Source organism: Mesorhizobium xinjiangense, assembly GCF_009749525.1.
Taxonomy (GTDB): domain Bacteria; phylum Pseudomonadota; class Alphaproteobacteria; order Rhizobiales; family Rhizobiaceae; genus Mangrovimarina; species Mangrovimarina xinjiangensis.
The window spans coordinates 223,239-235,019 of the sequence record NZ_WOAC01000013.1 but is presented as its reverse complement, the minus strand read 5'-3'; the positions used below and the strand labels follow the sequence as shown (position 1 = coordinate 235,019).

Below are 11,781 nucleotides of genomic sequence, written 5' to 3'. Positions count from 1 at the left end.
CGGGCCGGAAGGAAACGGTCCGGTCTTGGACAATGAGGCCGCAGCGCTGCATCAGCCGATGACCTCTGCTTGGGGCCTGTCGCCGGCGCGCGAGAGTTCCGCGTGCCAGTGGCCGGTCGCGTCCTCCCAGACGATGCCCGTGGTCTCGCCCGGCCGCAACTGCTTGCAGGCCGCCCGCCGCGCCGCGCCGAAGGCCGCATCATGGCTCGGAAAGGTCTCGGAATAAGTCCCGTCCACCCGATAGGCCCAGCCGCCGTCGTGTTCGACAATCCAATACTTTACATCGTTCATTTCATCGCTCCTGCCGTTGGAATGTTCCTACTTGTTGCTCTCGCTCCGGAGATGGCTGGAAAGGAAGGTGTGCAGAGCCGCGCAGTTGCGCCGCCATCCTCCCATCACCGACGCAGCACGTCCTGCCATTCCGAATGGCGACCGATCTGCGCCTTCGCGAACGGGCAGAGCGGAATGATCTCGACCCCGTCGCGCCGCGCATCCTCAATCGCCTGGCGCACCAGTCGCTCGCCCACCTTGCGGCCGCGCAGGGCCGCGGGCACTTCCGTGTGGTCGATGATGATCAGGCCGTCGCTGGCGCGGCTGTAGGTCATTTCTGCCTCGACGCCATCGACGACCAGTCGATAGCGTCCCTTCGACGGACCATCTTCCCGCTCGACCTTCTCGTCGCCCACCGAAGGTGTGCTTGTTATCAGCGCAGCATCAGGCGTGCGCACCTGTCGGGGCTTGCCGTGCGCGCATTCCAGAAGATCACGGTCCCACCCGCCCAGATCGGCCGCGGCCTCGTAGGTCGAGACGAGGAAAGCCATCAGCGCTTCGTCGGGATCGGCGGCTGATTGCACGGCATCGTAGGGGAGGACGAATTCCGACAACCCCTCGTGCCAGAACACGGCATCGGGATGCACGGACGCGGCACGGTAGCCGCCGGGCGCCGGGTAGGCGTAGGCGTAGAAGGCGGGGTAGTCGATGCCGACGCCCCCCGGCCAGAAGCCTGCCGACGAGACCTCGCGATCGTAGGCCTCCTGCGCCACGTCATCCGGCAAGGCCGGGATACCGCCGGGGTGGAGCGGCGCCCGCCGTCCCGAAAAGCGGGTGACCGCGAGGTCGAAGCTGCCCCAGAACAGGTGAACGGGACTGGACTTTCCCAGAAACGACGTGCGGAACCGGTTGAAGACCTTGTCGACCGCGATCAGGGCCTGATGGAAGCGCTGAACGGCTTCACGGTCATAGGGCCGGTCGCGATCATCCTCGGCGAAGGGAACCGGGAATGGCACCTCGTTCGGACTGCCGTTGAAGGTGGGAGTGCCGCCGAGTTCGGAAATCAGCTGCACGAAGCTCGCGTGGAATGTCGCAACCGTCATCGGCCCGAGATCGAACGATTTCCTGCGGCCGTTGCCGCAGGTGCCCACAACCTTGTGCTCGCGAAAGTCGAACAGGATCTCGATGCCTGGCCCATCGGGTATGGGCGAGGAGGCCAGGCCGTGGGGCGTGACGTAGAAGGTCGCGTTCCACGAATGGTTGAGCCACGGCGTGTGCGCCAGCCGATACTTGCCTGCGATCTGGAGGTAGAGATGCACGGCCGAACACGTTTCGCGCCAGCCGAGGTAATCGAGGTGGGGCCACTTGTTCATTGTCGCTTCTCCAGGCTGTTTTCGTTCAATCCGGAAGTGGAATGTGCTCATTCCGGTCGTCGACAGGCAGATCGAAGCGCCCCTTGCCCCAGTTCGCGGCGCGCCATTCGGCCTTGGCGAGTTCGATGCGCTCCTGCGACGAGGCGACGAAGTTCCACCAGATGTAGCGCGGTCCGTTGAAGGTCGCGCCGCCGAGGATCATCAATCGCGCGCGCCGCTCTCCGGCCGCCACCGTGATGCGGTCGGCCGGCCGAAACACCATCATCTGGCCTGCCTCGAATTCCTGTCCGGCAACCGAGATCGAACCTTCGACGATGTAGATGCCGCGGTCTTCGTGGTTGTCCGGCATCGGCAGCCGGCTTCCCGGCTCGAGCCTCACGTCGGCGTAGAACGTCTCGGAGAGCATCGTCGCCGGTGCGATCTTGCCATAGGCGTTTCCGAGAATGAGCCGAACCGAGACGCCACTGTCCTCGATGACGGGCAGCGTCTCCTTGCCGTGATGCTCAAAGCTGGGCGCCACGTCCTCGTGGCTGTCCGGCAAGGCCAGCCAGGTCTGGATGCCGAACAGGCTGTTCGGGCCGCTCCGCGCGGCCGCCGACGTGCGTTCCGAATGGGTAACGCCGCGCCCGGCGACCATCCAGTTCAGCGCGCCGGGGCTGATGATCTGATCTGCGCCGGTGCTGTCGCGGTGATGGAAGTCGCCCTGGAACAGGTAGGTGACCGTGCCGAGGCCAATGTGCGGATGCGGCCGGACGTCGACGCCCTGCCCGGTCAGTAACTCTGCCGGCCCGGCCTGGTCGAAGAAGATGAACGGCCCGACCATCTGCCGCTTCGGTGCCGGCAGGGCGCGCCGGACCTCGAAACCGCCGAGGTCGCGCGAACGCGGGACGATCAGGGTCTCGATCGCGTCTATGCCGACCTCGTCGGGACAACCGGGTTCGAGTGCTGGGTTCCAACTCATGTGCATCATCCTCTGTCGTCGGATCGCCTGATCCTGCCGAGCGATCGTCGTACCCTTTCCAAGAAACCGAACGAACTCAAGTCTTCGCGCAGCGACAAGCCTGATTGGGAGCAAGAACGGCACCAGAGTGGCACGACCTGCACCGCAGTGCCCGAGAGCCTTCGGTAGTTTCAAGCAGCCGATGAGCGCTTCCCTCGAGACCCAGGAGATTGGAATGACTTTTCGCAACGGCCTTGCCTCGCTTCTTCGCCCCGAGGATTCCGTACTCGTCCTGATAGACCATCAGCCCTACCAGTTGGCGAACCTGAACAGCCACGATCCGCAGGCGGTGGTCAACAACACGACCGCGCTCGCTAAGGTGGCCAAGGTGTTCGGCGTTCCCACGATTCTGACCAGCGTAGTTGCCGTCCGCGGCGGCGTCATCTTCCCGCACGTCACCGAGGTGTTCCCCGACCAGGAGGTCATCGACCGGACGTTCATCAATACCTGGGAGGATCCGAAGGTCGTCGATGCGGTCAAGGCGACGGGCCGCAAGCAGTTGATTATCGCCGGCCTGTGGACCGAGATCTGCGTCGCGATGCCGGCGATCCAGGCGGCGGGAGAAGGTTGGGACGTCACCGTGATCACCGATGCGTCGGGCGGCACGTCGCTCGAGGCCCACGAGGTCGCGATTCAGCGCATGATCGCAGCCGGCATCAACATGATGACTTGGCTGGCCCTGGCTTCCGAATGGCAACGCGATTGGGCCCGGGCCGAGACCGCGACCGAATTGAACGACGCCCTCAAGTACCACATCGGCGGCAGCGCCATCGCCTATCTCTGGGAGCAGCAACTGCTCAACACGCCGGTGCCGAGCTCGGCGGGTTGATTCGAGCAGGGATGGCGAGGCGGCCCGGAAAGGTCCAAGCCTCGTCATCCATGTCGCCGCCCAGAACTACACAATGGAGGCACGGATGGATTTCGAGAAGCTCATGCAGGCCAATCTCGACCTGGTGTTCGGCGAGCGCGACCCTACACGGCGGATCGCGGCGATCCGGACCATCTACCATGAGGACGCGGAGCTTCACGAACCCTAGCATTCGGTGCGTGGGTACCTCCGCGCCCGCGATTATTCTTGCCACTGCGGCGGCCCGTACAAACATCCTATTGGAGAATAAAGTCATGAAAGTCGTAATAATTCTGACTTCGCATGACCAGCTCGGCGACACCGGCCGCAAGACCGGTTTTTGGCTCGAAGAGCTGGCCGCGCCTTATTATGTGTTCAAGGAAGCTGGCTACGAGATCACGCTCGCGTCGCCGGACGGCGGCCAGCCGCCGCTTGATCCCAAAAGCAACGAGCCCGACTTCCAGACCGAGGACACGCGCCGCTTTGAAGCCGACGCCGAGGCGCGAGAAGCGCTGGCGAATACCGTGAAGCTCGCCGACATATCCCAGGCTGATTTTGATACGGTCTTTTATCCAGGCGGCCACGGCCCGATGTGGGATCTCGCCGAAAGCCCGGTCTCGGCGGCGCTGATCGAAAGCTTCCTTGCCGCGGACAAGCCGGTCGCGCTGGTGTGCCACGCGCCGGGCGTGCTCCGTCACGTTAAGACGCCGAACGGCCGTCCGCTCGTCGAAGGAAAGAAGGTCACCGGCTTCACCAACAGCGAGGAGGCCGCCGTCGGCCTGACGAAAGTCGTGCCGTTCCTCGTCGAGGACGAGTTGCAGGCCAAGGGCGGCATCTATTCGAAGGGTCCTGACTGGGGTCCGTACTTCGTACAGGATGGCCTGCTGATCACCGGCCAGAACCCGGCCTCGTCCGCCGGCGCCGCCCGGCGCCTGGTCGAGGAACTCGGAGCGTCGGCATGAGCGCCTACGTGGTCTTCGTCCGTGACACGGTTAACGACGAGCAGGCGCTCGATCGCTACCGGGAGCGGACGCCGGCCGCGCGCGACGCGCATCCGCTAGAACCGCTCGCCTTCTACGGCCCTCACGAGTTGCTCGAGGGCGAGCCGGTCGACGGGGTCGCGATCTTGCGCTTCCCCACGATGGAGAAAAAGCATGAAGGTATTCATCGTTGGTATCGGCAGCGGCGTCGGCCGTCGTGTCCGGGAGCAACTTGCCGCGGCGGGCGACGAACCCACCGGTCTTGTACGTCAGCAGCGTCAGGTCGAGGCGCTGGCGTCCCTCGGCATCAAGGCCAAGTTCGGCGACCTCGTCGCGATGTCGGTCGATGAGCTCGCCGACGCGGTGCGCGGCGCCGACGCGGTCGTCTTCAGCGCCGGCGCCGGCGGCAAGGATGGCGACGATGCGACGACCCGCATCGATGGCGATGGACCGGGCAAGCTCGCAGAGGCGGCAGCGCTCGCCGGCGTGCGACGGTTCATACTCGTCTCCGTCTTCCCCGAAGCTTGGCGCGAGCGGCGCATGGACGCTTCGTTCGAGCACTACATGGTTCAGAAGAAGCGGGCGGAAAACGCGCTCGTTCAGACAGATCTCGACTGGCTGATCGTGCGCCCCTCTGCGCTTCTTAACGATCCGGGGACGGGTCGGGTCGATCTTGGTCTCGCCAAGGTCCACGAGCAGATCACGCGCGACGACGTCGCAACCACGGTCGTCGCGCTGCTCAAATCGCCCGACCTGAGCCGCCTGATCCTGGAGGTGACCGGCGGCGACGTACCCATCGCCGAGGCGGTAGCGGCTGTCCGAGAAGCCACTGCGCCGTCCGGCTCCGAGCAAGCGTGACACCTCAATGCGCGCTCATCAAACAGGTCACTGCCGTCGATCGATGATCGCGATGCTGGCAGGAACGGCGATGATCGCCGCTATGGCGGCACCGGCCCGCGCGGCGGCAGCGCATATATCCCCAAACGCAAAGGAGCCAAGCATGGCCACGATACACTACCGCAAGCAGCAAGTCGGCGAAGTTGACGTGTTCTATCGCGAGGCCGGACCGGCCGACGCCCCGGTTGTCTTGCTGCTGCACGGGTTCCCGACGGCCAGCCACATGTTCCGTGACCTGATCCCGCTTCTGGCAGATCGCTATCGGCTCATCGCGCCCGACCTGCCAGGCTTCGGCCAGACCAAGGCACCGCCACGCGGGATGTTCGACTACACCTTCGACCGGCTCGCCGACGTGATCGAAGGCTTTACCGAGTCCCTGTCGCTCGATCGCTACGCGCTCTACATCTTCGACTATGGCGCGCCGGTGGGCCTGCGCCTGGCGATGCGTCACCCTGAACGTGTTTCGGCGATCATCAGCCAGAACGGCAACGCCTACACCGATGGTTTCAGCGACCAGTGGGGACCGTGGGAGGCCTATTGGCGCGATGCGAGCGACGCGAACCGCGAAGCCTGCCGACCGTCCCTGTCACCCGATACGATCAGGAACTGGCAATACGGGACCGGAGCCGATCCGGAGCACCTTTCTCCCGATGGATACGAACTCGACATCGCCTACATGGCGCGGCCCGGGGCCGAGGACATCCAGCTCGACCTGATCCGCGACTACCGCACCAACGTGGCACTCTATCCGGACTTCCAGGCGTATTTCCGCACGCATTGTCCGCCGCTGCTGGCCACCTGGGGACGTCACGATCCGGCGTTCATTCCCGCGGGTGCCAAAGCCTACAAGCGCGACCTTCCGGAAGCCGAGGTACATCTGCTGGATGCGGGACACTTTGCATTGGAGACGCACGCGGGAGAGATAGCGGCGCTCGTCCGTGACTTTCTCGGTCGCGTACTGCCGATAGAAAACAGGGCCGTCGATTGGCTCTCGATGTCCGAGAACTGAATGCCGCCATGACAGGTCGCCCAAACGGGCTCCCCGCAGCAACATCACATCAACATCGAACGGAGACCCCGATCATGTATCATCTACCGTCTCTCCTTCTTTCCAGTGCCATGGTGTTCGGCTTCGTGACCTTACCGTCAGGCGCGGCGCTCGCCGATGTGAAGAACATCGTTCTTGTCCATGGCGCGAATGTCGATGGCAGTACCTGGCGCGACGTCTATGATCGTCTGACCGCGGAGGACTACAAGGTCACGGTCGCGCAGATGCCGCTGACATCCACCGAAGCTGACATTGCCGCGGTCCAGCGGATAGTCGATGTTCAGGACGGCCCGATGCTTCTGGTCGGGCATTCCTATGGCGGCATCGTGATCACCGAAGTCGGTGCCGACCCTGACGTCAGGGGCCTCGTCTATATCGCGGCGTTCCAACCCGATGTCGGAGAAAGCGGCGGGGGCCTGTTGGCCTCCAATCCGGGCGAGTTCTCACCCGACATGCTCACGGTCTTCGACGATGGCCACTACCTGATCCATGAAGACGGATTTCTCACTGTTGTCGGCAATGGCCTGTCCGATCAAGACGCCATCTTCGTGGCAAGGTCGCAGGCAGCATCCAATGCGTCGATCCTCGAATTCCAGACACAATCGGCAGCGTGGGTCGAGAAGCCGAGTTGGTCGGTCATCGCGACCCTCGACCGGACCATCACGCCCGACCTGCAACGCCAGATGTCGCAGCGAGCCGGTTCGACGGTGGAGGAGGTCGAGAATGGTCACATGTTGCCAATGACAAACCCCAACGAAGTCGCCGATGTGATCCGGCAGGCAGCCGAAGCGGTGGAATAGGCGCGATGTGTCGCGCGGACCCGAAAGCGCGGCCCGGTGCGCTGTCCTTGGGAACAGGGAAGAAGCGCAATATTGGCACCTGCGCAGCAGCCTCCGCACCGCATTATCGGGGGCTTTCGGTAGGATCAAATCAACACGGTGATCGACTGCCCTGCAATCGCCGGATGTTGGAGGCTGACTGCAGCCGGCTCGCCCGGTTCAGCGCGCAGTCTTTGGTACAGCGTGCCAGACATGCAGAAACCAAGCCGCCTCTACTGATCGGACTATCGAGTTGGCTAGAAAGGTAGATGATGAAACATACTATGAAGGCTGCCGTGCTCACCAGGTTCGGGGGGAGCGATGCGTTCGAGATGAGAGATGTCCCCGTACCCTCGGTTGGATCTCGGGAAGTGCGTGTCCGGATTCACGCGACGGCCGTCAATCCCCTGGACTACCAGATCCGGCGAGGAGATTATGCCGACTACGTCCCACTCCCTGCGATCACCGGCCATGATATCTCCGGCGTCATCGAAGAAGTCGGCGACGAAGTGAGCGAGTTCGCTGTCGGGGACGAAGTCTACTACACGCCTCTCATCTTCGGCGCGCAAGGTTCCTACGCCGAGCAGCACGTTGCCAATGTGAACCTGGTCGCGCGGAAGCCGAAGAACCTCAGCCATCAGGAAGCTGCAAGCCTGACTCTGGTCGGCGGGACTGTTTGGGAAGCATTCGAGACGCGGGCGCGGCTTCGAGCCGGGGAGACGATCCTGATTCATGGTGGCGCTGGTGGAGTCGGCACCATCGCGATCCAGGTAGCCAAGGCAATGGGGGCTCAGGTCTTCACGACCGCAAGTCGGAAAAATCACGCTTTCGTGGCAGAGCTCGGTGCGGATTTTGCCGTCGACTACCAGACGGAGGACTACGTCGAAGTGATCAACGATCTCACGGGCGGCGCAGGTGTCGACGTGGTCTTCGATACAATTGGGGGGGATACCCTGACCAGAAGCCCACTGGTCCTTGCGCAGATGGGTCGTGTGGTGACGCTGGTAGACATCGCCCAACCCCAGAACCTTATCGAAGCCTGGGGCCGCAATGCGTCCTATCACTTCCTCTTTACACGTCAGAACCGGGGAAAGCTCGACGCGCTGACCCGTCTTGTGGAGCGCGGACTGGTCCGGCCTGTTGTCGGTGCGACCTACCCGCTGGCGCGCATCGGCGAAGCACACGCGCATCTTGAGGCTGGATCGGCCAACGGCCTGCGCGGGAAAGTGGTGGTCACAGTTTAGTGGCCTCTGCAGAAGATGAGGTCGCGATCATTGTCTGATCGGCCTCTCCTTGACACTCTCTTCATGGGACCAACACCTGAAGCAGCGCGGACGATGTGTGGCGATTGCACTTGCCTGTAAGATTGCGGCGCGTTCCGCCGAAACCGTCAACACAAGGCTTTAGACCATGCCCAAGGGATCGGACCTTCTTGTCGCCGCGCTGGAGAACGAAGGCGTGGAACGCATCTTCGGCGTGCCGGGCGAGGAGAACCTCGACCTGCTGGAGTCGCTACGAACCTCCGGTATCGAACTGCTCTTGACCCGTCATGAGCAGGCCGCGGCCTTCATGGCCGCGACGCATGGACGGCTGACGGGCAAGCCCGGCGTCTGCCTGGCCACGCTCGGCCCCGGCGCGCTCAATTTCTCGACCGGGGCGGCCTATGCGCATCTTGGGGCCATGCCGATGATTCTCATCACTGGCCAGAAGCCGGTGATGAGCGCCAAGCAGGCCCGGTTCCAGATCGTCGATATCGTGGCGTCGATGAAGCCGCTGACCAAGATGACGCGCCAGATCGTCAGCGCAGCCGCCATACCCTCCACGGTGCGTGACGCCTTTCGCGTCGCGATGGAAGAGCGACCCGGGCCGGTGCATCTGGAATTGCCGGAGGACGTCGCGGCCGAAGAGATCGAGAACGCCTCCGTCATTCCGGTCCACACCGCGGAGCGGCCTGTCGCCTCGGCTCTGGCGCTCGACAGCGCGGCGGAGATAATCCTTGGCGCCAGCCGACCGCTCGTCATGGTCGGTGCGGCAGGCAACCGGCCTGCGCTGGTCGAAGCGCTTTCGAGCTTCGTGAGGCGCACGCGGCTGCCGTTCTTCAACACGCAGATGGGCAAGGGCGCGGTCACCGGCGGCTCGAACCTCTACATGGGAACCGCGGCGCTGTCGGAGGGCGACTACGTCCACGAGGCCGTCGAGCGCGCCGACCTGATCATCGCCATCGGCCACGATACGGTCGAGAAGCCGCCCTTCCTGATGAAAAGCGCCGGCGGGCCACGGGTCATCCATGTCGGCTACCAGTCAGCCACTGTCGAGCAGGTCTACCACCCCGATATCGAGGTGATCGGCGACATCGGCGCTGCCGTCGAGGCGCTTGCCGGGCGGCTCGAAGGAAAGCTGACGCCCGACGAGGGAATGCTCGATCTGCGCCAGCGCATCCTCGCCCGCCTCAACGACCGCGCCGAGGAGGGCCGTTTTCCGGTCACGCCACAGCGTCTCGTTCATGACGTTCGCAAGGTGATGCCGGAAGACGGCATCACCTGCCTCGACAACGGCATGTACAAGATCTGGTTCGCGCGCAACTACCGCACCCATGTCGCCAACACGCTGTTGCTCGACAATGCGCTCGCCACGATGGGCGCCGGCCTGCCTTCGGCGATGATGGCGGCAATGCTTAATCCGGACCGCCGCGTCATGGCCGTCTGCGGCGATGGCGGCTTCATGATGAACTCGCAGGAGATGGAGACCGCAGTTCGCCTCGGCCTGAACCTCGTCGTCGTCATCCTGAACGACAGTGCCTATGGCATGATCCGCTGGAAGCAGGCTGTCGACGGTTTTCCGGATTTCGGCATGACCTTCGGCAATCCCGATTTCGTGCGCTATGCGGAGGCCTATGGCGCGAAGGGTTCGCGGGTGAGCGCGGTCGAGGATCTCGCGCCGACGCTGGTGGCGGCGTTCGCCGGCGGCGGTGTCCATCTGGTCGACGTGCCTATCGACTATTCCGAGAATACCCGTGTGCTCGTCGATGAGTTGCGCAACCGCACGCCCAACGTGGAATGCAAGTAACGGAAGTTCAAGGAGACCGACAATGCTGAAGGTCGTTCAGGCGTTTGACCGCGTGCCGATCACAGAAATCGAGACGGACGATGCCGCCGCGCTGGAGTGCAAGCTGCAGGCGGCCGAGCAGGTCTTCAGGGACCGCGACGGCTGGCTCAAGCCTCACCAGCGCGTTGCAATTCTCCGCAAGCTGGCCGCGCTGATGGAGGGCAAGCGCGATCATCTGGCCATGCAGATCGCCCGTGAGGGCGGCAAGCCGCTGCCCGACGCCATCATCGAGGCCAACCGCGCCATTGACGGCGTCCACAACGCCGCCGACGAACTGCGCAATTTCGCCGGCCGCGAGATCCCGATGGGACTGTCGACCGCAGCCGAGAACCGCTGGGCGTTCACCACGAAGGAACCCATCGGCGTCATCGCGGCGATCTCCGCCTTCAACCATCCTTTGAACCTGATCGTCCATCAGGTCGCGCCGGCCATCGCGGTCGGCTGCCCGGTCATCGTCAAGCCGGCCGCCACGACACCGCTGTCATGTCTTGAATTCGTGGCGCTGGTCCGCGAGGCGGGTCTGCCCGAGCCGTGGTGCCAGACCTTCGTCACGGACGACAACGCTCTGGCCGAAAAGCTGGCGACCGACAGCCGCGTCTCTTTCCTCAGCTTCATCGGCTCGGCCCGGGTCGGCTGGTCGCTGCATGCCAAGCTCGCCCCCGGCACGCGCTCGGCGCTCGAGCATGGCGGGGCGGCACCCGCCATCGTCGACCGCAGCGCCGATCTCGGCAAGGTGATCGAGCCGATCGTCAAGGGCGGCTACTACCATGCCGGACAGGTCTGTGTGTCGACGCAGCGCATCTTCGTCCATGCCGACATCACCGAGGATTTCACGCAGAGGCTCGTCGCCCGCGTGGAAAGACTGCGCACCGCCGATCCCAGCCTGGAGGATACTGAAGTCGGGCCGCTGATCCTGCCGCGCGAGGCCGACAGGGTCGCGCAGTGGATCGATGAGGCTGTTGCCGGAGGGGCCACACTGGCGACGGGCGGCAGGCGCCTCTCCGAGACGACCTTGCAGCCGGCGGTTCTGCTCGACCCCGCTGCCGATGCGAAGATATCGACGCTGGAGGTTTTCGGCCCTGTGGTCGCGGTCTACCGCTACCGCGATTTGGACGGGGCGATCGCCCAGGCCAACGCGCTGCCCACGGCCTTCCAGGCCAGCATCTTCGCGCAGGACATAGATGTCGCGCTGCGCGCCGCCGACCGCCTCGATGCCTCGGCCGTTATGATCAACGATCCCACCGCATTCCGTACCGACTGGATGCCTTTCGCCGGTCGCAGGGAATCCGGATACGGCACTGGCGGCATCCCCTACACAATGCGCGACATGACGCAGGAAAAGATGATCCTGATGCGCAGGAGCTGATCGTCAGCGGCCGTCGGTCGAGGCGATCGCCAAGCCTGCCCACGGTCGCGGAAACCCTTGGAAGCAGGTTAGTCCAA

Annotated in this window: 12 protein-coding genes and 1 pseudogene; 10 read left to right on the top strand and 3 right to left on the bottom strand. The window is 64.0% G+C overall.

Going from position 1 to position 11,781, the window contains the following annotated elements:
- Positions 1–51: 51 nt before the first annotated feature.
- The 3 genes from GM909_RS15425 to GM909_RS15415 form a co-directional block, all read right to left on the bottom strand.
- Positions 52–291: a DUF2188 domain-containing protein gene (locus tag GM909_RS15425; protein ID WP_157017364.1), complete on the bottom strand. Its 240-nt coding sequence runs from the start codon at positions 289–291 to the stop codon at positions 52–54.
- 104 nt (positions 292–395) lie between these two features.
- A complete protein-coding gene (locus GM909_RS15420; protein ID WP_157017362.1) occupies positions 396–1,643 on the bottom strand; it encodes a DUF5996 family protein in 1,248 nt (415 codons plus the stop codon).
- A gap of 25 nt (positions 1,644–1,668) precedes the next feature.
- On the bottom strand, positions 1,669–2,604 hold the full coding sequence (locus tag GM909_RS15415; protein WP_157017360.1) for a pirin family protein: 936 nt from the start codon (positions 2,602–2,604) through the stop codon (positions 1,669–1,671).
- 214 nt (positions 2,605–2,818) lie between these two features.
- Between GM909_RS15415 and GM909_RS15410 the strand changes: the two genes are divergently transcribed.
- From GM909_RS15410 to GM909_RS15370, 10 genes and pseudogenes are all read left to right on the top strand, one after another.
- Positions 2,819–3,472 (top strand): hydrolase, encoded by a 654-nt coding sequence (locus tag GM909_RS15410; protein ID WP_157017358.1) that lies wholly within the window; start codon positions 2,819–2,821, stop codon positions 3,470–3,472.
- Between the two features lie 85 nt (positions 3,473–3,557).
- Positions 3,558–3,680 carry a hypothetical protein gene (locus GM909_RS26300; RefSeq protein ID WP_268890777.1) on the top strand — a complete coding sequence of 41 codons (123 nt, stop codon included), beginning with the start codon at positions 3,558–3,560 and terminating at the stop codon, positions 3,678–3,680.
- 85 nt (positions 3,681–3,765) lie between these two features.
- On the top strand, positions 3,766–4,452 hold the full coding sequence (locus tag GM909_RS15405; protein ID WP_157017421.1) for a type 1 glutamine amidotransferase domain-containing protein: 687 nt from the start codon (positions 3,766–3,768) through the stop codon (positions 4,450–4,452).
- A pseudogene (locus tag GM909_RS26500) lies at positions 4,449–4,586 on the top strand (hypothetical protein); the annotation flags it as partial. The gene GM909_RS15405 and the pseudogene GM909_RS26500, both read left to right, overlap by 4 nt.
- A 58-nt stretch (positions 4,587–4,644) precedes the next feature.
- On the top strand, positions 4,645–5,328 hold the full coding sequence (locus tag GM909_RS15395) for an NAD(P)H-binding protein (protein ID WP_157017356.1): 684 nt from the start codon (positions 4,645–4,647) through the stop codon (positions 5,326–5,328).
- A gap of 142 nt (positions 5,329–5,470) precedes the next feature.
- The gene (locus GM909_RS15390; protein ID WP_157017420.1) at positions 5,471–6,376 is read left to right on the top strand and encodes an alpha/beta fold hydrolase; all 906 of its coding nucleotides are present in this window, start codon (positions 5,471–5,473) and stop codon (positions 6,374–6,376) included.
- A complete protein-coding gene (locus GM909_RS15385; protein WP_198174274.1) occupies positions 6,352–7,215 on the top strand; it encodes an alpha/beta fold hydrolase in 864 nt (287 codons plus the stop codon). The genes GM909_RS15390 and GM909_RS15385 overlap by 25 nt, the downstream gene beginning before the upstream one ends.
- 302 nt (positions 7,216–7,517) lie before the next feature.
- Positions 7,518–8,477 carry a zinc-dependent alcohol dehydrogenase family protein gene (locus GM909_RS15380; protein WP_235911914.1) on the top strand — a complete coding sequence of 320 codons (960 nt, stop codon included), beginning with the start codon at positions 7,518–7,520 and terminating at the stop codon, positions 8,475–8,477.
- Positions 8,478–8,643: 166 nt separating this feature from the next.
- Positions 8,644–10,299, top strand: a complete 1,656-nt coding sequence (locus GM909_RS15375; RefSeq protein WP_157017354.1) for an acetolactate synthase large subunit — start codon at positions 8,644–8,646, stop codon at positions 10,297–10,299.
- A gap of 22 nt (positions 10,300–10,321) precedes the next feature.
- The gene (locus GM909_RS15370; protein ID WP_157017352.1) at positions 10,322–11,704 is read left to right on the top strand and encodes an aldehyde dehydrogenase family protein; all 1,383 of its coding nucleotides are present in this window, start codon (positions 10,322–10,324) and stop codon (positions 11,702–11,704) included.
- Positions 11,705–11,781: the final 77 nt, after the last annotated feature.